The following is a 20687-nucleotide window of genomic DNA, read 5'->3' as shown; positions in this document are numbered from 1 at the left end:
GCTCAGGTCGACTTCACCGTAATCCCGCCATCGACGACCAGCTCAATGCCGGTGACGTAGCGGGATTCATCGGAGGCGAGAAACAGCGCGGCATTGGCGACGTCCCAGGCGTCACCCATGTGCCCCATCGGCACCTGCGCGTCGCGCGCCCGCCACATCGCCTCGACGTCGCCAGCCGAATAGCTGGCCGCGAGTCCGGCGGAGTGCGCGACCATCGGTGTCTTCATCAGGCCCGGCAGGATGCAGTTGACGCGGACATGGTCGCGCGCGAATTGCACGGCGGTCGTCTTCGTCATCTGGTTCATCGCCGCCTTCGAGGCGCCATAGGTGACGTAGGAAATGCCGAGATGGCGGATCGAGGCGATCGAGGAGATGTTGATGATCGAGCCGCCGCCCTGCTTCTGCATCACGGGAATGGCGTGCTTCATGGCGAAATAGGCGCTCTTGAGATTGACGGCGAAGACGTGATCCCAGCTCGCCTCGTTCACCTCGACGACGCTGCCCATCTCGGCGATGCCGACATTGTTGTCGAGCACGTCGATGCGGCCATAGGCCTTGAGGCACGCCGAAACCATTGCCTCCACCTCGGCTTCTCGCGAGACATCGGCGGTGAAGGCAGTCGCCTTGCCGCCCTCGCCCGCGATGATGTCGACGGTCTCCTTTGCGGCCGCCGCGTTGCGATCGACGCAAAACACCTGCGCGCCCTCGCGCGCGAAGGTCACGGCGGTCGCCTTGCCATTGCCCCAGCCGGGACCGATCGAGCCTGCCCCCACCACCATCGCCGTCTTGCCCTTGAGCCGTTCCATCGACTTCTCTCCCTTTCAAACTGTTTTCTTGTAGCCCGGGTGAAGCGAAGCGCAACCCGGGAATCTTGTTTGGCAGTTTCCCCGGATTTCGCTTCGCTCCATCCGGGCTACGGATTGGAGGCGGCTCCGGGTCAAGCCGTGCGATAAGCTAAAAAAGATGTCCCGCCATAGGCACATAAGGCTCTTGCCACGGTTACCCAAATTGGACTGAATGCGCCCGCGAAAGACCCGCAGGGAACGCCGGGTCTAAAGAGTCAACGGGTACCCGGGGAAAGCATGGCCGTAGACAAGACAACGCCGCCCAATGACGAGGTCGTCGCCGTTTCGGACGAAGCCTTGCACAAGGCAGAAGCCTACATCGAGGCAGAGGAAGGCGCGGCTAACCGCCTGATGGGATGGGCGGGAAGAATCTCGACCACGATTGCCGTGGTCATGAGCCTGTTTCACCTCTACGCGGCCTACGCCATCGTTCCGACCCAGGAACTGCGCTACACCCACGTCGCCTTTACGCTGGTCCTGAGCTTTCTGCTGTTTCCACTGGCGACACGCTTTCGCAACCGCGTACGCTGGTGGGACGTCGTCCCCGGAATAGTCGCGGTCGCGACCATCGTCTATGCGCTGTGGGGCGGCGAAGATTTCACCGACCGTGCCACCACGCCCGACCGTTGGGACATAATCGTCGGCATCGTCTTCATCGTGCTGCTGCTGGAGGCCACCCGGCGCACCACCGGCGCGATCATGCCCGTGGTGTCGCTGCTGTTCATCGCTTACGCCATGCTCGGCCCGTATCTGCCGGCGCCGTGGACCCATCGCGGCTACGACCTGGCCCGGCTGGTCGGTCACCTCTTCATTACGTTGGAGGGTATCTTCGGCGTCGCGGTCGACGTGTCGGCGACGCTGATCATCCTGTTCACCATCTATGGCGCATTTCTGCAGCATTCCGGCGCCGGCAAGTTCTTCATCGATTTCTCGCTGGCTTTGATGGGCGGAAAGCCGAACAGCGCCGGCCGCACCGTCGTGCTGTCGTCGTTCCTGCTCGGCGGCCCTTCCGGATCGGGCGTCGCCACCACCGTGATGATCGGCACCGTGGCCTATCCGATGATGGCCAAGGCCGGCTTCGAGAAAAACGCCGCGGGTGGATTGCTGGCCGCCGGCGGGCTGGGCGCGATCCTGTCGCCGCCGGTGCTGGGCGCTGCCGCGTTCTTGATCGCCGAGTTTCTCAAGATCAGCTATCTCGATGTGATCTGGATGGCGACCATTCCGACCTTTCTTTATTACATGTCGCTCTTGTTCATGGTCGAACTGGACGCCAAGAAGTTCCACGCCAAGAACGTGAGCATCACGACTGAGATGTCGCTCGGCCAGATGACGAAGCGATACGGCTTCCACTTCATCTCGCTGCTCGCCGTCGTCGTGTTCATGGTCATCGGCTACTCGCCGTCGCTGTCGGTGTTCTACGCCATCGTCGTTACGTTCGCGCTGAGCTTCCTGCGCAGGGATACCGCGCTGGTGCCGACCAAACTGGTGAAGGCGCTGGCCGACGGCTCGATCGGCGCGCTCAATGCCGCGACCACCTGCGCCTGCGCCGGCATCGTCGTCGGCATCGTGACGCTGACCGGTCTCGGCCTCAAATTCTCGTCGATTGTCATCGCCTATGCCGGCGGCAGCCTGTTGCTGACCGCGATCTACACCTCGCTGATCGTCTGGATCATCGGCCTCGCCGTGCCGGTGACCGCGTCCTACATCATCTGCGCGGTGATCGCGGCGCCCGCGCTGATCAAGCTCGGCGTGCCCGACTACGCCGCACACATGTTCATCTTCTATTATGCCGTGCTGTCGGAGGTCTCGCCGCCGACGGCGCTGTCGCCATTCGCGGCGGCTGCGATTACCGGCGGGGATCCCTACAAGACCACGCTGCAATCCTGGAAATACACGCTGCCGGCGTTCCTTGTGCCGTTCGTGTTCGTGCTCGACCCGCAGGGCGTCGGCCTGCTGCTGTCGATCCCCAAGGGCGGATCGTGGGTCGACATTCTCGAAATCACGATCAAGACGAGCCTGGGCCTGCTGGCGCTGGCCGCGTTTGCCCAGAACTGGGCGCTGCGACAAAATACAGCGGTCGAGCGCGGCCTGCTTCTGCTATCCGGATTGGTGCTGGTGTTCCCGAGCCTGATTGAGGCAATCGTCGAATGGATCATCGGCCGCGATATCAGCTACACTTATGTGCCGGGCCTGATCATCGGTCTCGGCGTAGTGCTGTGGCAGGCCCGAACGCGTTCACCAGAGCGTCCTGCGCTCACAACATAGAAACGATTGAGGAGACAAGAATGAAAAAGACCACGGCCATACTGGCGATGACTCTGAGCCTCGCCTTCGCGGGCGCGGCCCACGCCCAGCAGAAGACCATGTCGATCGGAACCGGCGGCACCGGCGGCGTCTACTATCCGCTCGGCGGCGCCGTCGCCAACGTGCTGTCGAAGAACCTTCCCAACGTGCAGGCCACCGCCGAGGTCACCGGCGGCTCGGTCGACAATCTCAAGCTGATCGGCGCAGGCAAGAGCGAACTGGCCTTCACGATGGCCGACGCCGCGCTCGATGCGCTGAAGGGCGAGGACAAGTTCAAGAGCGGCAAGGTGCCGTTGCAGGCGTTGCTCGTGGTCTATCCTAACCGCATGCATGTGGTGACGGTGGAAGGCACCGGCATCCAGACCATGGCAGACCTGAAGGGTAAGCGCGTTTCGACAGGATCGCCCGGCAGCGCCACCGAAGTGATGGCGTTCCGCGTCATCGAAGCCGCCGGTCTCGACAAGGATAAGGACATGAAGCGCGAGCGGCTCGGCGTCTCCGAATCCGTCAACGCGGTCAAGGATCGCAAGATCGATGCGTTCTTCTGGGTCGGCGGCATCCCGACCGCTGCGGTAACCGATCTCGCGGCGACGCCCGGCCTGAAGATAAAGCTGATCGACCATGGCGATCTGGCCGAGAAGATGAACGCGAAATACGGCAAACTCTATTCTTCCAGCAAGATCAAGGCAGGGTCGTATCCGGGCTACGACAAGGACAATTCCATCACCGACGTCTGGAACCTGATCGTCACCGGCGACAAGATGAGCGACGAGGACGCCTACACCATCGTCAAGACGCTGGTGGAGAAGAAGGCCGACATTGTTGCCGTGCACAAGGAAGCCGAGAGTTTTACGCTCGACAACCAGGTGCAGGAGCGTTCGCCGATCCCGTTCCATCCCGGCGCGCTGAAATATTTCAAGGAAAAGGGTATCGGCGGCTAAACGTCGGCATTCGCCGTCCGGACCGCGCGGAAGCGCTGTCCGAACGCAGGCTATAGTGACCGCGGCCTGCCGAGGGCCGCGGTCACTTTTTTTTGCCAGACGAAGAGTTGTGTGCGTCGCGTCATTGCTGCTCCCGCGAAGCAAAGCGGAGGTGCCGCAGCCCGACACGCTCAGGCCGCGGACATCGCGGCGCCGACAAGCGACCACAGGCGTTAACAGGCCGTGCTGTTCAAATATCGAACAGCCGTCGCATCATCGCATTGCAGCACCAGTCAACGCCTGCGAAAATCAGCGGATGGGCTTGTCGGCCAAGGCGGCGCGCCCCTGAAGGTGCGATTTCCCTAAAGTTTTATTCTTGTCGGCGGCTTTAACCCTACTGAAGTAATCATGTGACCTCCCGCAAAAATTCCATCATTGCGACCTCAACACGGATGTACCACTGGCGCCGGGGTATCTGTTGGGAGGGCGGCATGGAGCAAATCAATTTTAGCGAGCATTCGCGCGCAATGCACTTCGGGCACCGCAAGCTGGCGCCCAGAGCCTGCGTCGTCGACAGCAAAAAGCACCTTCGATTGTTCCTTTCCGACGCGCTCGAGGATCTTGGGTTCGTGACCTGCGAATGCGGTCAGGCCGGCGATCTGGCCGGCGTGCTGCAGGCGGAGCAGCCGGACCTGATCGTACTCAGCGTGTGTGTCGACGGGATCAATGTCGGCGAAATTCTCGAGGTCATTGTCCGCAAGAATTTCGGCGGCAAGGTCCTCGTCATCGGTCAACCCGACTCGATTATGGTAAAGGCGGTCAGGCAAATTGGCGACGAATACGGCATTGCCATGCTGCCCTCGCTGCAAACGCCGTTCGGCGCGGCGAGCCTGCGTGCCAGCGTCGCGGAGCTGCTGCCGGCCGAGCCGGCGCCAAGCCCCGCCGTCGATGTCGCCGAAGCCTTGAAGGCCGGCTGGCTCGAATTGTGGTATCAGCAGAAGATCAACACCCGCACGCTGGTGCCGAGCGGCGCGGAGGCGCTGGTCCGGATGCGGCATCCTGCCTGGGGCGTGGTCCCGCCGGCCTATTTCATTCCGGACGACAAGGATCCGCATTTTCGCGCGCTGTCCGAATTCGTGGTCGGCCGTGCCATCGAGGACTGGCGCTATCTGCTGGAGAGCCAGGGGCCGGTCGATCTTTCGATCAACCTGCCGGTATCGTTCTTCGGCAATGCCGCGGCGGTGCTCGATCTGTGCCGCGCCATGCCGGCCCATCCCGCCTTTGGCGGGCTCCTGATCGAAATCAACAGCAGCGAGGTGATCGACCATCCGGACCTCGCGGTGGACGCCGCGAGACGGCTGCGCCTGCACAATATCGCGATCGCAATCGACAATGTCGGCGCCGAATGGCCGTCTCTTTTGGAACTTCGGAGCTTCCCGTTCGCCGAGTTGAAGGTGGACCAGCAATATATCAACGGCTGCGCGGACGACCGGCTGAAGCAGACGGTATGCCGGCGCATCGTCGAACTGGCCCGGGACAACGGCGCCCGCGCCATCGCCCAGGGCATCGAGACCCGCGCCGATTTTCTCGCCGCTCACGACATGGGATTCGATCTGGTCCAGGGCTACCTGTTCGGCAAGCCGGTGGCGGTGCGGAAATTTGCTCGCTCCCGCCCTCAGCTTGCAACCGGCTCCGACAAGCCGTCCTGAGCCAGGCTCACTCGAACTTCATGTCGATGCATTTCGAGATATCGGAGCCGAGGCCGGACGAGATGATGATGCAGCCACGCACCTTCAGATTATTGTTGTCGCTAGCCCACACCGCATAGCCGCCGGGACCGAAGAACGAATTGGTATTCGGCCCCTCGGTTTCGGTGGCGTCGAACGAATAACTCGAATCGGTATCGAAGATGCGCGGCTTCTTGGTGCAGCCGCCATCGGCCTGCACGTTGATGACCTCCTTGTTGTCCCGCGTCAGCGCCAGCGAAACCTGGCAGCGGAAATGTTCGGAGGTCTTGACGTTGAACACGTAAGCATAGGACTTGCAGGTCGAGGTGTTGAGCTTGCCCGCGCTCAATCCCCGGCTGCAGGCAATCCGCTGGTTGTTGCTGAGCTTGAAATTGTCGGCCTGTGCCGCGGAAGCCAGCGTCATGAACGACAGCGCAACACCCAGACCGATCTTCATGACGTGTTTCATCCTGACCATCCCTAAGACGTTTTTCGCAATGCATGCTTGTAGCTGGAAAGGCGAACATAGTCGCGAAGTCGAACGCGGGAAATCACAAAGTCTCAAGGGAGTTGTGATGCGTCGAAGGTGCCAATTGACGGCACGACACCGTTCGTGATTTGTTCAAAGCGTGGGGCAAGAGGCCGAATGGCTGTGGGGAGGATGGATGATGACGAGCATTTCAACGAAGACGGTTTTGGCGATGGCCGTCCTGGCGGGGTTTTCGACCTGCGCATTTGCGCAAGGTGCGGCGCCGACACCCTGGGAGCTGAAACAGGACATGGGCTATGCCTACGGCAAGGACGGCAAGACGCTGTCCTACAAGATGGGCACCAACAATGCCGGCACCCTGCTGAAAGGCGCCAAGAAGGTGCCGAAGGGGACGTTATTCTTCATCGGCCAGAACGGACAGCTCTATATGCGCTCGGGCCCCTATCTGGAGAGCGACGGCAGGTTCATGTTCGGGTCGGATTGAGCTGTCTTCCTTCTCCCCTTGTGGGAGAAGGTGGCGCGGACACAGTCCGCGCCGGATGAAGGGTTTCTATCCGCGGAGACAGACCCCTCACCCGTCTCGCCGCCGCTTCGCGGCGTCGATCCACCCTCTCCCACAAGGGGAGAGGGAAGAAATCGGCACCGACTGGCAAATCAAAACGCCCCGGCCAATTCTTTCGCGCCGGGCTTGGCACTGTTGAAATCCATGCGCTCGTCGGTGACCGCCAATAGTTTCGCCACGGTGTTGTGGCGGATCGCGACGGGGTTGCGCTCGTAGCCGCCGCGCTGGAAGAAATTCGAGGTCGGCACCTGTTCGCGCATCGCCTGCGGCATGGTCACCATGTCGAGACCTGTGCCGTCGCCGGTCAGGTTCATCATTTCGAGTTCGGCGGCCGAGAGCGGGCGATTGTAGCCCTTGGCGCGCGCGAAGATCACCGACGTCAGCAGCTTGTGGGTCTGCAGCATCGGCCCGACGTCGATATCGAGCACCATGGCGTGCACCGCCCAGCCCTGCGCCGTATTGGCGAGCTTCTCATGCTCGGACCACGTGTCCGGCACGGTGCGCGAGAACGCCACCATCTTTTTCAGCACGGCGAGTTTGTGATCCATCGCCTTGCGCGGCGCGCCCGATAGCGTCGCGGCCCTTGCGGTCAGTTCCTTGATTAGTTCGTGGCCCTGTTCGGCCAGCAGTTCGACGCTGTTGGTGGTGAGCAACTGATTGTAGCCGATCGCGGTCGAGATCGCGCGGGAGCCCGGCCGCGAGGCGCTCAAGCCCGATTGCATGTCGTAATTGCCATTGCCGCCGGTCTCGAACGAATAGACCCGCACCGCCTGCTCGCGCGTGAGACCTGCGGCCAGCGCGTAGCGGGCATAGGCGCGCTTGAATTCGACTTCGGCGGCCGGCCGCTGCGGCGTGAACTGGAACTGCTCGGCGGCGGCCTTGAGAAAATCGGCGACGACGGGAAGCGGCTTGCGCTCGCGCGGCGGCTTCTCTTCCTCCGGCTCCGGATTCACCGGGCGCTTCGGACCGGTGTAGACCGGCGGCTGCGTCAGCACGTAATCGTTCAACGCAATGGCCTGGCGTTCCCGACGCTTGGCGTTGCGGCCCTTTCGTTTCTCCGAGATCGAAGACCAATAGGCCCCCGCCTCCTCCTCGAACGCGGCGCGCGCTTCCTGGTACTCTTTCAGCTTGCGGCGATATTCGGCAATCGCCTGCGGCGACGCCGCTTGCGCCATCGCGTCGGCGGTAGAGGGAGCGAGTACGTCCGCATCCATCGCCATTGCAGGCGCGCCCACGAACAGCGCGAGCGTGACAAATCCGGAACCCATGCGAATCAATTGCAGGCGCATCGGCTTGTTGTAGCAAGCGTGCCCGCGAAGTCAGCCCCGAAAGGAGCGACATTTGGCGGCCTTCTTTCTTCCCTTCTCCCCTTGTGGGAGAAGGTGCCGTAGCGAAGCGGAGGCGGATGAGGGGTTCTATCCGCGGAGAGAGACCCCTCATCCGGCTCGCCGCCGCTTCGCGACCATAGCCGATGCAAAGCATCGGCGTTCTCTTCTAAGTACGGCGGCCGGAGGCCGCCTATGCCACCTTCTCCCACAAGGGGAGAAGGGAAGAAAGAAGCCCCTACTCCTGCTCGACGCCGCTGGTCTTCACAAGAAGCGACCACTTCTTCTCATCCTTGTCGATGAAGTCGGCATAGTCTTCCGGCGCGCCGGGCGTGATCTCGGTGCCGTCATTGCCCAACTGCTTCTTCACCTCGTCGGAAGCGAGCGCGTCGCGCAGCGCCTTGTTGAGCTTGTCGATGATCGGCCGCGGCGTGCCGGCGGGCGCGACAAGGCCGTAATAGAGCGAAGCGTCGAAGCTGGACAAACCCGCTTCCATCATCGTCGGCACGTCGGGCAACAGGCCCGAACGGGTGAGGCTGGTGACCGCAAGCGCGCGCAGCTTGCCGGCGGAGACATTGGCGTGCGAGGCCGGAATCGGCGCGAACGCCATCGGGATGTGGCCGCCGAGCAGATCGGTCAGCGCCGGGCCGGTGCCCTTGTAGGGGATGTGCACGAGCTTGATGCCAGCGGCGCGGGCGAAATATTCGCCGGTGATGTGGCTGGCGGTACCGGCGCCGGCCGAGCCGAAATTGACCTTGCCGGGATTGGCCTTCGCATAGGCGATCAGTTCGGCGACGCTCTTCGCGGGGAATGACGGATGCACGACCAGCGAATTCGGCGCGTTGCCGATCATGCCGATCGGCGCAAAATCCTTGCGCGGATCGTAGCCGGGATTCCTGTAGAGCGAGGGACCAATCGCGAGCGTGCCGGTGTAGCCCAGCAGCAGCGTGTAACCGTCGGGATCGCTTTTGGCGACGGCCTTGGTGCCGACCGTGCCGCCCGCGCCGGGGCGATTGTCGACCACGACCTTCTCGCCGAGCACTTCGCTCATCTTGTCGGCAATGGCGCGGCCGACGATCGAGGTGCTGCCGCCGGGTGCGAATGGAATGACCAGCGTGATCGCGCGTGCCGGATAGTTTTGCGCTTGCGCTGAATCGATCGCTGCGTTCACACCAAGCAGTGCGGCGACGACACAAAAGCTCTTGATCCACATGGACATGATGCGCGCGCTCCCAAAACTGTTCTTATTGTTGGTGCGGCCATCGTCGCTGAAACGATCCGTATTCGCAAGTTGACGAACCATCAATTCATCTCACATGGTGAGATGGATGCGCTTGTTCACAACGCCTACCTCCACGCAAATACCGGCTGTTCCAGCTCCGCAACGCGCGTGTTTCTTCCCGCCAGCACTTCGGCAAACTGATAGATCAGCGCCGCCGTCGGCGCGTGGATGTGCTGACCGGCATGGCGGAAGCGGATCACGCGCCGCGTGCTTTCGGGGATCGTGGTGAAGCTGAAGGCGTCGTTTCGTTCGATATCGGCGAGGGCTACGCGATGCACCGAGGCGACCTCCGCGGGGTTGGGCACGAAATCGGCGCTGGTGCTCACCCAGACGACCACAGGCGTAATGAGATAGCCTGATCGCGTCGGGTAATCGTCGAGCAGGCCGAGCACATCGCTCTCACCGAGACTAACGCCGAGTTCTTCGTGAAGCTCGCGCAACGCGGCCTGCGCCTGCGTCTCGCCATGGTCGCAGCGCCCGCCCGGCAGCGCCCATTGGGCGGCGTGCGAACGCAAGGTCGCGGCGCGGAGGGTCAGCAGAAACGTCGTGCCACCGCCGGCCTCCGCTTCCGTCAGCGCGATGGCTACGGCAGCGCGTTTCAGCCCAGCCACCGCCTCACCGGATGAAGTCCGCGTGAATGCCGAGCAAAGCTCTGCGATATTCCGCCTTGTGGTATCGTCAAATGACCGGGCCATCCCGCTTGACTACAACACAAGCGCATCAGATGAAATGACCCCGGACAGCATGACAACCCGCAACGGAAAGCACAGCATGACAGCCAAGGCCGCGGACAAACGCAAATCCGACGGCTGGAAGATCGTCGAAACGTCAGGTTTCCTGCACCTGATCGGCCCGCTATGGCAGCGCGTGGTCGACGGCACCCACGAATACGCGCTTGCTACCGAGGACAAGCATCACAACCGCCGCGGCCTGGTGCAGGGCGGCGTGATCATGACTTTTGCGGATCGGACCTGCGGCATGACCGCCCGCTTCATCTCGGGCAAGCCGACGCTGGCGACCGTGCAGCTCGATACGCACTTTGTGGAAGCCGGCAAGATCGGCGAGGTTTTGGTGTCGAAGCCGCACGTGGTGCGCTCCACCCGCAGCCTCATTTTCATCACCACCGAGGTCACCGTCGACAAACGCTGTATCGCGATGGCGAGCGGCGTGTTCAAGATACTGAAGAACGAGAGCTGAGGCGTTTTTTTCTTACCTCGCCCCGCTCTTGCGGGGAGAGGTCGGCGCAAAGCGCCGGGTGAGGGGCTCTCTCAGCGAGTCCACCTGTGGAGAGAGCCCCTCACCCCGACCCTCTAAGAGCGAGCTTCGCTCGTCTCGACCCCGTGAAGAACGGGGAGAGGGAGGGAATGCAACAAATATGGAGGACCACCCCATGCAGTACCGCCAACTTGGCCGCAGCGGCCTGAAGATTTCGCCGATCTGTCTGGGCACCATGATGTTCGGCGGCCCGACCGACGAGGCGACGTCGACGCGGATCGTGGCGAAAGCACGCGAGGCCGGCATCAACTTCATCGACTCTGCGGATGCCTATAATGGCGGCCAGTCCGAGCAGGTGGTCGGCCGCGCCATCTCGAACAACAGGCACAACTGGATTCTGGCGACAAAGCTCGCCAACCAGATCGGCGACGACCCCAATCGCGGCGGGCTGTCGCGGCGCTGGGTGCTGCAGGCCGCGGACGAAAGCCTGAAGCGGCTCGGCACCGACTTCATCGACATCTATTACCTGCACAAGGAGGACCACGCGACGCCGCTGGAGGAGACGGTGCGCGCTATCGGCGACCTGATGCGGCAGGGCAAGATCCGGTATTTCGGCGTCTCGAACTACCGCGCCTGGCGCGTCGCCGAGATCTGCAACATCTGCGACAGCAACGGCATCGACCGCCCGATCGTCAGCCAGCCCTACTACAATGCCATGAACCGCATGCCCGAGGTCGAGCATTTCCCGGCCTGCGGCTATTACGGCCTCGGCATCGTGCCCTATAGCCCGTTGGCGCGCGGCGTGCTGACCGGCAAGTACAAGCCGGATGCGGCACCCGACAAGGAGACGCGCGCCGGCCGCGCCGACAAGCGCATGATGCAGACCGAATGGCGGCCGGAATCGCTGCAGCTCGCCCAGGAGATCAGGCGGCACGCCGAGGCCCGCGGCATCACCGCCGGGCAGTTCGCGGTGTCATGGGTGCTGAATTCGTCGTTCGTCTCGGCGGTGATCGCGGGCCCGCGCACCGAGGAGCAATGGGACGATTACCTGAAGGCGCTCGACTATCGCTTCACTGCCGAGGACGAGGCGCTGATCGATCAACTCGTGGTGAGCGGCCACCCCTCGACGCCGGGGTTCAATGACCCGGCCTATCCGATCGAGGGACGGCGGGCCCGGACGGATGACGCTGCCCGATGAACGAACGGAACGGCCCTGCGGCACACCACCACCTTTCGTTGCATAATTGCTGGAGCATACCTTAACGGGATAGTAACCTCGCGCGTCGAAACTCCCCCGTTCAGGCGGAGGTCCATGTGGTGGACGAGCACAGAGAAGCACCACGGCGGCGGTTGTTGAAGGCGGGCAGGATTTCGTTTGGCGGCGGCGCTGCCTTCGATTGCACAATCCGCAATCTTTCCGAAACCGGCGCCGCACTCGAGGTGATTTCCCCCGTCGGCATTCCCGAACGCTTCACACTGGTGATCGAATCCGACCACCTCCATCTGCCGTGTCGCGTCGTCTGGCGAAAAGAGAAGCGGATCGGGGTTCATTTCGAAACCTGAACGGCGCGGCCGCACCGCAGGCGGACCTGATAGATCGCAGCGGATCCGGCCTGATACGTCGTGACCGGACCCGCCGCGAAATGATCGCTCCTCTCAGTTTCAAGCGTCAGTGTCTGGATTCGAGGCTGACGATAACGCCAGTGGGCTCCGGCTCGTGCGGCGACAGTTTCGTCAGTGTCTCATCGCTCCAATAGGCAAGGTTTACGATCATGCCGACGGGCGCTTCCGGCTGGGAAGCCTCGGTCGGTTCCAGGACATTGAGCCCGCCGCTGTCGAGGAAGAACGTATGTTCCCCGAACATGCTGGCCAGTTGCGGGACCACCGGATGATCCTCGGGAAGCGCCTGGGCTTCGAATTGCTTCAAGGCGCGTTCCACCTGTGCCGAGTTCAATTTCATGCACGACTCCTTCACTTGGCTTCCTGGTTGGTTGAGGACCGCGTAGGCGGCTAGGACCGCACGCGGCTGCTTCCTGCGAAGGATACGAAAGGCGTCAAGGGTGTCGGATCCTGATCGCTCGTCCCCACCAGCACAGTGCGCTGGTTCGCAAGTTCTCCTTCAATCCGCGAGCAGCGCGAACTGAGCACGGGACAGTGGTGCCTCTTTGCGCCCGTACAACCCGGCAACGAAAATAAATTCGCAATGTTCCGCAGAAAAGCATGTTCGAAATCCTGCGACGACCGCACGGAACCCTGCGGAACGCGCCGGCAACGGCGCGGCCGGCTATCTCCCGTCGGGAATGGGATGCAGCCTCGCCAATTCGTCGAGCGACAGATGCGCCTCCGCATCGCTCAGCGCGAAACGAACGATGACATCCTGACGGCCGACCTGCCCCCAAAGCCCATCCGACGACCATTTCTGCGGCACGGGCCCGCGCAGACCTTCGACCCAGACAAAATACCATTCCGTCATCGAACACCTCCTGGCCCAAGACTCCTTGCCCACGCCCCGGAACCAGATGCGCCGCGGTCTCGTTGAAAAGACATCGCGGGGCCTCGAAAGCGAAAAAGCAGCCGGGCTCGTGCCGGCCCTTCCGAAAATCAGCGACGCGCCCGGAAGTCTCGTACACATCCTACAAAAGGATTTCGTCATGGAAATCAGCAATTTCAAGGACATGTACCTCGCCGAGCTTCAGGAACTGGTGAGTGTCGAGGAGCAGCTTTCGGAAGCGCTGTTGCGCATGGCGGCAGCCGCGTCCCACCCGGCGTTGAAGGATGCCCTGGTGGACCATCATGCGGAGACAATGCGGCAGAAGGAACGCCTTATCAGCATCCTTCGCAACCACGGCGCCGACCCGGCGGCGCATGTCGATCAGGCCATGCAGGCGCTCATCCGCGAAACCCGCAAGATGCTCGCCATCCTGGAGGGAGATGATCTTCGCGATGCGGGCCTGATCGCATCCGCCCAGAAACTCGAGCACTACGAGATCGCCGCCTACGGCTCGGCCGCCGCACTTGCCGGCCAGCTCGACCTGCGTGATGACCAGATGCTGTTGCACGACAGCCTTTTGGAAGAGAAAGAGGCCGACGCCATTCTCACCGACATCGCCAAGGGCGAAGTCAATCCGGACGCGCTGGCGGCGTAATCGCTGGCAAGTACGCGCACGGGCATATGACGCTGCGATCCGTGCAGCCTGATCGTCCCTGACAGAACTGCAGGGAGACCGCCCTTGGGCGGTCTTTTGCTCTGCACGAAATGGCTTACTCTGTCGGGATGAATTGGCTCCTGATCATGGCCGCCGTGACCTGCAATCCCGGCGACCGACTGGTTGACCTGCGCGACAAGATTCCGCGCGGCATGAATTCGATCGACCTGATGGTCACCGTTGAACCTTTCTATGCCCGCTTCTACATCTACCAGCCGGGTTTCCCTGACAGCCTCCAACATTGCTGCGGCAACAAGCGTGCTTCGATTATCAAAGTGCCCGTTGTCGACGGCCGTTTCTGCGTCAGACAAAGTCAGCCGCAGATGAAATGGACGGTTCGGGCCATCTTCAGGCCCGATATTCAGATGTAGCAAATTGCGGTGCGCATGTTGGGGGACTGATCTCCTTGGGAAAGGTAGGTCAGTCAATTATTCTAACCACGCCAGACGTGCAGCACGAGTTGCGGACGGCGGCGGGGACCACGCTCTTCAGCCAGCAACGGGCAGATGCCCCCTGGATGCCGGGTTTGACGAACGTCCATGCGCGGCAGCCGCGTGTCGTGCGGCAGAGTTCCCCACAAGCTCCCGAATTGCCCCTGAGGGCGATGTTGCGGAAATCACTGCCCGGCCGATCCGTGTTCTGCAGGGGCCCGTCCTGCGCTGAAGCGGTGCCGGCAAAGCCAGAAAAGGCAAAGACGCATGCGGATGCGATCATCAGGCTACAGAGACACATGGCAACCTCCTGTGGCATCTTACTTTGTTCGCAATTTAAGCGTTTTTCGATCGCAACCGGATATGAACTGGCTCACATGCTTGCCGCCATTGACGAGGCGGCCACTGAAGCCGGAAATGCGATTGGTCCATCCACGTCACGCCCCCTCGTTACGAGGTCATCGTTCGGATTCAACTGTCAAACAGCGAGAGGGTATGCGTCGGCGTTCTCGCGGCATGAAGCGCCCGAGCTTTGCTTAAGCTTCCGCCCTCCACAAAAACAAAGGGCGCAGGGAAAGCCGGGTGCACGCTGCACCCGCGGTCTCGTGTGCAATTTGCGCATAAGAAGACTCACACGAGCATACAGGTCCAGCGGAGGCATCCCGGCTTTCCCTGCGCGATGGGTTACGGCTTACTTCGTGCTCTTCCCGGTGAACGGCTCTTTTGCCACCGTCGCCCCCAAGAAGCTTGCTTCTCACGAGCTTGACGCCAGCACCGCGGCGTCAGAACCACACGACTTCGCCGTCCGCGTCAGGCGCCAACGTCAGCTGCGCCATTCGCGTCCACCGCATCTCACCGCGCGTTCGTGACGTGGCCAACGCCCCTTTGGTGGATGAGATGCGCGGAGTTATGGCGTTGATTTGGGTTGCGCGTGAAGCGGAATATTTTTCGTGAAGGGGCTGGACAGCTTTTGCTGATTTGCCCGTCGTGCCAATGGGTCGCACCCGCGAGCGGCAATCTGTCCTTGCGCTTCAGGCAAATCAGCCGGCAGCAGTGCTAGGCTACGGCTTGGCGGTCGCTCTCGGAATGGACTTGCAGCAACAATTCGCCGAACGGCACGGGCTTGCTGAACAAATAACCCTGGCCCAGGGCAATTCCGAGCGAGCGGATCTTTTCGACCTGTTCGTATGTCTCGACGCCTTCAGCGACGATCGAGAGGTTCAACGTCTTCGCAAGCTGGACGATCGATCCGAGGACGGCAACGGTCTCGGAGCGACCGATCCTGTCGATGAAGGACTTGTCGATCTTGACCTTGTCGAACGGAAAAGCGGTCAGATAAGACAGTGACGAATAGCCGACGCCGAAATCGTCCAGCGCAATGGAAACGCCAAGCCTCTTCAGGCGTTCGAGCGTCCTGAGATTTTCCTGGCTGTCAGCCAGAAAGACGCTCTCGGTGATCTCGAGCTCCAGCCGTGTCTCGGCAAGTCCGCTGCCTGCCAACGCGTCCATCACGGAATCGACGAGATTGCCGTTCGCAAATTGCAGGGCAGACAGGTTGACCGCAACCTTGATATCATCCGGCAGCATCACGGCATGGCGACACGCCTTGGCGAGCACCAGATTGCCGAGCTCGCCGATCAGCCCGCTCTCTTCCGCAAGCGGAATGAATTCAGCGGGCGGGATCAAGCCTCTGGTCCTGTGGCGCCAGCGCGCCAGGGCCTCGACCGACGTCGCGCGGCCCGTGCCGAGCTCGAACACGGGCTGATAGAACACCTCAATCTCTTCGCGCCAGATCGCCTCGCGAAGCTCGATTTCAAGGATGTCGCGCTGGTCGGCTTCGGCCTTGAGCTCCGGCGAGTAGAAATTGAAACAGTTTCGACCGTCATTCTTCGACTTGTAGAGCGCAAGATCGGCATTGCGAAGAATTTCATCGACGCGCGTGCCATGCTCGGGCACTACGGCGACACCGATGCTGCATCCGATCGCGACCGGGTGGCCGTCTATTTCATAGGGCTCGGCAATTGCCTGTACCAGCCGCGCGGCGAGTGTTGCGGCGCCGTCCTGCAGCGCGGACGGCCCCGGCACCACGATCAGCGCAAACTCGTCACCGCCGATCCGGGCCGCCGTATCGACGTCGCGGACCTGCGCCCTGATTCGAGCAGCGACGTGCTTGAGAAGCTTATCGCCGCACTGGTGACCGAGAGCGTCGTTGACGGACTTGAACTTGTCGAGATCCAGCAGGAGCACGGCGAACGGCGCATTGTGCAGAAAATACTTGTCCAGCGCTTCGTCAAGGGACCCCTTGAACAGGTTACGATTCGCAAGGCCGGTCAGGCTGTCATAGTGAGCCAGCCTCTCGATACGGTCCTCGGAAGCCTTGCGTTCGGTGATGTCTTCATGCGTCGCAACCCAGCCACCGCTCTCGCGCCGTCCATAGGAAATATAGATGACGCGCCCGTCCGGAAACTGCACCGTATTCGAGGTCTGTTCCGATTTGGCGAGCCGGTCGTTCAGGTCGGCCAGATAGGCATCGAGATCGCGCACGGCTTCCTGCTTTGCAAACACCTCCCGGAAATTCATGCCGATCCGAACGTCGTCCGGCGAAAGCCCATAGGCGTCGAGCCATTGCCGGTTGAACGCGATCAGGCGATCCTGACCATCGAACATGCTCAGCCCTTGCGGCAGGTTTCGCAGCGCATCCTCGAACTTGCTCACGGAGTCGCGCAATTCGCGCTGTGCGGCGTAGAGAGCCTTCTGTCTTCGCCAGTGGAGCGCGGTCGCCACCAGGATGATGAAGGTGAGCAGAAGCGCTCCGCCGAGATAGATTTTCTGCCTGGATTGAGCGCGCGAATAGATCTCCTGCTCCGAAATGCCGGCGGTAAAGATCAGCGGAAAAGCGTGCGATCTGCGCGCGGTGACCAATCTGTTGCTCCGGTTCGGGCGACCTTCGCTCCGGCCCCAATTCCAATATTGGCTATGGGAGCTGTCCCGTAACTCGCCTTCAACGTGGCCGGGACTGCGCTGTGCCAGCACTGTGCTTTGGTCTATTCCCCGCGCGGCGAGCACGATGTAGTCGGCATTTCTGAGAACAAGGGTTCCTCCGATACCGAGCTTTGCGGTGTCGTAGAACCTGCCAATCAGGTCCACACTGATCGAGCCCACAACGACGCCCGCCGGCTTTCTGTCGTTGTCGAACAGTTTTCTTGCGAGCTGGATGGTCCATTTGTTCGATGCCCGCCCGAGCACCGGCTTTGCGACATAAAGCCGATCTTCGGCCATCTCCATCACCTTGATGAAGTGCTCCCGGTCCCCGAGATACATCGGCGGGCCGGAGTAGGCGGTCGTCGTATCGAACAAATAGCCGTCCCGTCCGATCAGCGAGAACTGAACCACGTCGCCGCTGGCCATCTGGGCTTTATCGGCCCAGAATTTCAGGCTGAAGGTGTCCGGATTCTGCACGTAAAGCGCCCGCGCGACCCGCAGTGACTGATCTACCCTTTCGAATATCCGCTCGGTATTTTCCTCAAACAATTCGGCGACACTGTTTCCGTGAGCCCGCGCCTGCTGCAGCGCTTCCACCCGTTCCGAAGACGTGATCGCGAAGTAGCCGATCCACACAAGCGGCAAAAAGAACAGCGCGATCTGCAGCGGGGCATTTCGCAGGATTGCCTTTGTGGCTTTGCGGACGATTTTGCGGGCGTGAATCACGGCGCGCGATTCCCCGCAAGCCGGAACCGCAGAGTGACGCGCTCAGAGCATCGCAACGCCGTCAAATATGACACCAACTATCTCCGCCTGAAACCGCCCGAAGTCCGCATGGACGCAGCCGGGCATCGCCGAGATCTTGCAATCCTGAGAAAGTAGGGTCGGCAGCCTTAAGCTTTGGTTTCGTGTGGGCTTAATGTTTGTGTCTAAACCCCCGTAAGATCACGGAGATAGCTGGGTTTCCAGTGTGCCCGGCCGGGAGGACCGGCATGCGGGCCGGATCTCGTTTCAAGGCCAGAATGAATCCACCGCGTTGCCCGATTTGAGCCGCATTGTGACCTAGGTCGCGGCAAAAGGTCGTGCCCGCGGGGGCGCAGCACCGGGGGTCTCCATGTCCGGTCATTTGCGATTTTGCTTCGCTGCTTTTGTCCTTCTCGCAGGTCTCTCGGCATCGCCTGCGTCTTCGAATCCTTTTGCAGACTTGTTCAATGTCGCTCCCCGGCAAACCCCCGCTCCCGCGGAAGAGGAGTGCCTGTCGCGGCCCGGCAAGTCGACAGCGGCCGGCCAGCGCTGGGTCTATCGTTTTGATGGCCACCGCAAATGCTGGTTCCAGGCCGCTGAGGAGATCGCGGTGAAGAAGCAGGTTCGTTATCGCGCCGCGAAGCCTCGCGTCGCCGCTCCCGAGGAGAACGAGGTCGCGCGGCGCAAGCCGAAGGCGGTCGTGGATGCGCGTGCGGAGCTGCTGCGCTCCGCACCGGCGGAAACGTCTCAGCCGATGCGGCCCGCGCCCGAGCTCAAGATGGCTGATGCCGCTTCCGCCCTGACTATGGGGGCCGCGGCCTTCGTGCCGCCCGCCCCCATCGAAAACCTCAAGACCGATCGGCTCACGCCCGACCACCGCACGCCGCGCCAGGTCGACGTGGAGACGCTTCTGACGGCCGCACCGGCCGCTAGAGACGCGGTCGCCGTCTCCGTGCCTACGGCCGCGCCGGTCGCCTTTCCCATCGCCGAGGCAGCCGACGGGCGGAGTTGGATGGCAACTTGGCTTGGCGTGTTGCTTATGGCGCTGGGGCTCGTCTTCGTCTTAGTCTCGAGCCGAACCCTTCGGGAGGCCGCGCTGTTGCGCGATTGATGCGAGGACGGAGTTGGCGGCCATCGCGGCGCGACCAATGTTAGCCTGGGGTCAAAACGCGACGTACACCCTTCTCAAGTAGCCCGCATGAATAAAGCGATATGCAGGGATCGGCACAACCAAAACTCGGATATCGCTCCGCTGCGCCGGTATAGTTCTTACTGAATTCGATGGCATGCCTGTGAAGGCAGGCTTGGAGGCGGTATGCCCCCTTGGGCCGCAAGTGTCGTCGCAGTCTTGCTGGTGGCCCTTCCCGGCGCTGCGGGCGGGCAGGTGAACTGCGAAGCGATACCTCGCGGACCGGCACGCACCGATTGCTACCTTGGCCTAAGTCAGTTCTATCGTGCACAATCGGATCTTGCCGCGGCCAGAGCGCTCGCGCAATCAGACGCCGCGTGGTATCGGGCAATTACCGGAACGGACCCTCCGAAACACAAACCACGTCGGCGACGATAAAAGCTTACCGAGCTTGATGGTGCCCAGGGGCGGGATCGAACCACCGACACTGCGATTTTCAGTCGCATGCTCTACCAACTGAGCTACCTGGGCATACCCGCGAGAGCCCAAAGGCCGGGCGAGCGGGCGGTTTATAGAGAGGTCGGACGGTCATGTCCACCCAGCTTCGCCTTCGGCTTCGCTGGGCGCGGCCCGCATTCGAGCTCGTCCCCAAATATTTGGCAAAACACGGCTATTCGGCGTCTTCGGGGTCAGTGTCGCGGCCGGGGATGACGTACTTGCCCGATAGCCAGCGGTTCAAGTCGACGTCGCGGCAGCGCGGGGAACAGAATGGCAGCGTGGCTGGGTTGGCCGGCTTGCCGCATTCCGGGCAGGGCTTTGGTGGCGGCTTTCCGCCAGCGTCCTTGGGCCCGCCGGCATGCTTGGCGGTATCCTTGGGCGGATCAGGAGGCATTCAACCAGCCGAAGCGGATCGGGAAGCCCTCGCCGCCCAATAGCGTGACCGATTCGTAGAGCGGCAGGCCGACGACGTTGGTGTAGGAGCCGACCATCTTGACCACGAACGATCCGGCGATGCCCTGCACGGCGTAACCGCCGGCTTTGCCGCGCCATTCGCCGGAGCCGATATAGGCTTGGATGTCGTCCTCGTTGAGCCGCTTGAAGCGGACGCGGGTTTCGATCAGGCGCTGGCGGAACGCCTCCTTCGGCGTCACCAGGCAAATGGCCGTGTAGACGCGGTGATTGCGCCCCGAGAGCAGCCGCAGGCACTGCGCGGCTTCATCCACCAGATTGGCCTTCGGCAGGATGCGGCGGCCCACCGCGACCACCGTATCGGCGGCCAGGATGAAGGAGCCGCGCAGCTCGTCATCGAGCTGGACGGATTTCAGCGCCGCGTCGGCCTTGGCGCGCGCAAGGCGATTGGCGCAGGCGCGCGGCAGCTCGCCCCGCTTCGGGGTCTCGTCAACATCGGCCGGGCGCAGCGCGTCGGGCTCGATGCCGGCCTGGTTGAGCAGGCTGAGCCGTCGCGGCGAACCGGAAGCGAGAACGATTTTGGGGCGGCCAAGCATGCGGGATGTGTCAGGGATTG

The 20687-nt window shown here is 62.1% G+C and carries 20 protein-coding genes and 1 tRNA gene; 10 read left to right on the top strand and 11 right to left on the bottom strand.

Annotation, left to right across the window (positions count from 1 at the left end):
- Positions 1-2 precede the first annotated feature (2 nt).
- Positions 3-806 carry a glucose 1-dehydrogenase gene (locus IVB05_RS03580; protein WP_247783051.1) on the bottom strand — a complete coding sequence of 268 codons (804 nt, stop codon included), beginning with the start codon at positions 804-806 and terminating at the stop codon, positions 3-5.
- A 276-nt stretch (positions 807-1082) separates the two neighbouring features.
- Between IVB05_RS03580 and IVB05_RS03575 the strand changes: the two genes are divergently transcribed.
- From IVB05_RS03575 to IVB05_RS03565, 3 genes are all read left to right on the top strand, one after another.
- On the top strand, positions 1083-3110 hold the full coding sequence (locus IVB05_RS03575; protein ID WP_247783050.1) for a TRAP transporter fused permease subunit: 2028 nt from the start codon (positions 1083-1085) through the stop codon (positions 3108-3110).
- A 20-nt stretch (positions 3111-3130) separates the two neighbouring features.
- Entirely contained in the window at positions 3131-4090 is a 960-nt protein-coding gene (locus tag IVB05_RS03570; protein WP_247783049.1) for a TAXI family TRAP transporter solute-binding subunit, read from the top strand.
- Positions 4091-4560: 470 nt separating this feature from the next.
- Positions 4561-5778: an EAL domain-containing protein gene (locus tag IVB05_RS03565; RefSeq protein ID WP_247783048.1), complete on the top strand. Its 1218-nt coding sequence runs from the start codon at positions 4561-4563 to the stop codon at positions 5776-5778.
- Positions 5779-5785: 7 nt separating this feature from the next.
- Here IVB05_RS03565 and IVB05_RS03560 read toward each other — a convergent pair whose 3' ends face one another.
- Positions 5786-6274, bottom strand: coding sequence for a hypothetical protein (locus IVB05_RS03560; protein WP_247783047.1), 489 nt, complete (start codon positions 6272-6274; stop codon positions 5786-5788).
- A gap of 190 nt (positions 6275-6464) precedes the next feature.
- Between IVB05_RS03560 and IVB05_RS03555 the strand changes: the two genes are divergently transcribed.
- Positions 6465-6770 carry a hypothetical protein gene (locus tag IVB05_RS03555; RefSeq protein ID WP_247783046.1) on the top strand — a complete coding sequence of 102 codons (306 nt, stop codon included), beginning with the start codon at positions 6465-6467 and terminating at the stop codon, positions 6768-6770.
- A gap of 170 nt (positions 6771-6940) precedes the next feature.
- Here the strand turns inward: IVB05_RS03555 and IVB05_RS03550 are convergent, their stop codons facing one another.
- The 3 genes from IVB05_RS03550 to IVB05_RS03540 all read right to left on the bottom strand — a co-directional run bounded on the left by IVB05_RS03550 (position 6941) and on the right by IVB05_RS03540 (position 10150).
- Positions 6941-8116 carry a hypothetical protein gene (locus IVB05_RS03550; protein ID WP_247783045.1) on the bottom strand — a complete coding sequence of 392 codons (1176 nt, stop codon included), beginning with the start codon at positions 8114-8116 and terminating at the stop codon, positions 6941-6943.
- A gap of 295 nt (positions 8117-8411) precedes the next feature.
- Entirely contained in the window at positions 8412-9392 is a 981-nt protein-coding gene (locus IVB05_RS03545; protein WP_247783044.1) for a tripartite tricarboxylate transporter substrate binding protein, read from the bottom strand.
- A gap of 128 nt (positions 9393-9520) precedes the next feature.
- The gene (locus IVB05_RS03540) at positions 9521-10150 is read right to left on the bottom strand and encodes a CoA pyrophosphatase (protein ID WP_247783043.1); all 630 of its coding nucleotides are present in this window, start codon (positions 10148-10150) and stop codon (positions 9521-9523) included.
- Positions 10151-10226: 76 nt separating this feature from the next.
- On the opposite strand from IVB05_RS03540, the gene IVB05_RS03535 reads away from it, so the two are divergent.
- From IVB05_RS03535 to IVB05_RS03525, 3 genes are all read left to right on the top strand, one after another.
- Complete coding sequence (locus IVB05_RS03535) at positions 10227-10652, top strand: PaaI family thioesterase (protein WP_247783042.1); 426 nt, start codon at positions 10227-10229, stop codon at positions 10650-10652.
- A gap of 193 nt (positions 10653-10845) precedes the next feature.
- Complete coding sequence (locus tag IVB05_RS03530; RefSeq protein ID WP_247783041.1) at positions 10846-11868, top strand: aldo/keto reductase; 1023 nt, start codon at positions 10846-10848, stop codon at positions 11866-11868.
- Between the two features lie 119 nt (positions 11869-11987).
- Positions 11988-12233: a PilZ domain-containing protein gene (locus IVB05_RS03525; RefSeq protein WP_247783040.1), complete on the top strand. Its 246-nt coding sequence runs from the start codon at positions 11988-11990 to the stop codon at positions 12231-12233.
- A gap of 106 nt (positions 12234-12339) precedes the next feature.
- Here the strand turns inward: IVB05_RS03525 and IVB05_RS03520 are convergent, their stop codons facing one another.
- Both IVB05_RS03520 and IVB05_RS03515 read right to left on the bottom strand, forming a co-directional pair.
- Positions 12340-12630 (bottom strand): hypothetical protein, encoded by a 291-nt coding sequence (locus tag IVB05_RS03520; protein ID WP_247783039.1) that lies wholly within the window; start codon positions 12628-12630, stop codon positions 12340-12342.
- Between the two features lie 324 nt (positions 12631-12954).
- A complete protein-coding gene (locus IVB05_RS03515; RefSeq protein ID WP_247783038.1) occupies positions 12955-13143 on the bottom strand; it encodes a hypothetical protein in 189 nt (62 codons plus the stop codon).
- 202 nt (positions 13144-13345) lie between these two features.
- On the opposite strand from IVB05_RS03515, the gene IVB05_RS03510 reads away from it, so the two are divergent.
- Together IVB05_RS03510 and IVB05_RS03505 are read left to right on the top strand one after the other, a co-directional pair.
- The gene (locus IVB05_RS03510) at positions 13346-13816 is read left to right on the top strand and encodes a DUF892 family protein (RefSeq protein ID WP_247783037.1); all 471 of its coding nucleotides are present in this window, start codon (positions 13346-13348) and stop codon (positions 13814-13816) included.
- 146 nt (positions 13817-13962) lie between these two features.
- On the top strand, positions 13963-14247 hold the full coding sequence (locus IVB05_RS03505) for a hypothetical protein (protein ID WP_247783036.1): 285 nt from the start codon (positions 13963-13965) through the stop codon (positions 14245-14247).
- Between the two features lie 1116 nt (positions 14248-15363).
- Here IVB05_RS03505 and IVB05_RS03500 read toward each other — a convergent pair.
- On the bottom strand, positions 15364-18015 hold the full coding sequence (locus IVB05_RS03500; protein WP_247783035.1) for an EAL domain-containing protein: 2652 nt from the start codon (positions 18013-18015) through the stop codon (positions 15364-15366).
- Between the two features lie 478 nt (positions 18016-18493).
- On the opposite strand from IVB05_RS03500, the gene IVB05_RS03495 reads away from it, so the two are divergent.
- Positions 18494-19144, top strand: a complete 651-nt coding sequence (locus IVB05_RS03495; RefSeq protein ID WP_247783034.1) for a hypothetical protein — start codon at positions 18494-18496, stop codon at positions 19142-19144.
- Positions 19145-19617: 473 nt separating this feature from the next.
- On the opposite strand, the gene IVB05_RS03490 is transcribed toward IVB05_RS03495, so the two are convergent.
- From IVB05_RS03490 to IVB05_RS03480, 3 genes are all read right to left on the bottom strand, one after another.
- A tRNA-Phe gene (locus IVB05_RS03490) sits at positions 19618-19693 on the bottom strand.
- Positions 19694-19832: 139 nt separating this feature from the next.
- Positions 19833-20054: a DNA gyrase inhibitor YacG gene (yacG, locus tag IVB05_RS03485; protein ID WP_247783033.1), complete on the bottom strand. Its 222-nt coding sequence runs from the start codon at positions 20052-20054 to the stop codon at positions 19833-19835.
- Positions 20044-20667: a Maf-like protein gene (locus IVB05_RS03480; RefSeq protein WP_247783032.1), complete on the bottom strand. Its 624-nt coding sequence runs from the start codon at positions 20665-20667 to the stop codon at positions 20044-20046. Before IVB05_RS03480 ends, yacG begins: the two co-directional genes overlap by 11 nt.
- Positions 20668-20687: the final 20 nt, after the last annotated feature.

This window comes from Bradyrhizobium sp. 170, assembly GCF_023101085.1.
Classification (GTDB): domain Bacteria; phylum Pseudomonadota; class Alphaproteobacteria; order Rhizobiales; family Xanthobacteraceae; genus Bradyrhizobium.
This window is presented reverse-complemented; position numbering and strand designations above follow the sequence as displayed.

Coding starts and splice junctions, on each gene's coding strand:
- IVB05_RS03550 (WP_247783045.1), bottom strand. CDS start 8,116: ATGGGTTCCGGATTTGTCACGCTCGCGCTGTTCGTGGGCGCGCCTGCA.
- yacG (WP_247783033.1), bottom strand. CDS start 20,054: ATGCCTCCTGATCCGCCCAAGGATACCGCCAAGCATGCCGGCGGGCCC.
- IVB05_RS03560 (WP_247783047.1), bottom strand. CDS start 6,274: ATGGTCAGGATGAAACACGTCATGAAGATCGGTCTGGGTGTTGCGCTG.
- IVB05_RS03570 (WP_247783049.1), top strand. CDS start 3,131: ATGAAAAAGACCACGGCCATACTGGCGATGACTCTGAGCCTCGCCTTC.
- IVB05_RS03520 (WP_247783039.1), bottom strand. CDS start 12,630: ATGAAATTGAACTCGGCACAGGTGGAACGCGCCTTGAAGCAATTCGAA.
- IVB05_RS03480 (WP_247783032.1), bottom strand. CDS start 20,667: ATGCTTGGCCGCCCCAAAATCGTTCTCGCTTCCGGTTCGCCGCGACGG.
- IVB05_RS03555 (WP_247783046.1), top strand. CDS start 6,465: ATGACGAGCATTTCAACGAAGACGGTTTTGGCGATGGCCGTCCTGGCG.
- IVB05_RS03540 (WP_247783043.1), bottom strand. CDS start 10,150: ATGGCCCGGTCATTTGACGATACCACAAGGCGGAATATCGCAGAGCTT.
- IVB05_RS03580 (WP_247783051.1), bottom strand. CDS start 806: ATGGAACGGCTCAAGGGCAAGACGGCGATGGTGGTGGGGGCAGGCTCG.
- IVB05_RS03515 (WP_247783038.1), bottom strand. CDS start 13,143: ATGACGGAATGGTATTTTGTCTGGGTCGAAGGTCTGCGCGGGCCCGTG.
- IVB05_RS03510 (WP_247783037.1), top strand. CDS start 13,346: ATGTACCTCGCCGAGCTTCAGGAACTGGTGAGTGTCGAGGAGCAGCTT.
- IVB05_RS03505 (WP_247783036.1), top strand. CDS start 13,963: ATGGCCGCCGTGACCTGCAATCCCGGCGACCGACTGGTTGACCTGCGC.
- IVB05_RS03530 (WP_247783041.1), top strand. CDS start 10,846: ATGCAGTACCGCCAACTTGGCCGCAGCGGCCTGAAGATTTCGCCGATC.
- IVB05_RS03565 (WP_247783048.1), top strand. CDS start 4,561: ATGGAGCAAATCAATTTTAGCGAGCATTCGCGCGCAATGCACTTCGGG.
- IVB05_RS03535 (WP_247783042.1), top strand. CDS start 10,227: ATGACAGCCAAGGCCGCGGACAAACGCAAATCCGACGGCTGGAAGATC.
- IVB05_RS03545 (WP_247783044.1), bottom strand. CDS start 9,392: ATGTCCATGTGGATCAAGAGCTTTTGTGTCGTCGCCGCACTGCTTGGT.
- IVB05_RS03575 (WP_247783050.1), top strand. CDS start 1,083: ATGGCCGTAGACAAGACAACGCCGCCCAATGACGAGGTCGTCGCCGTT.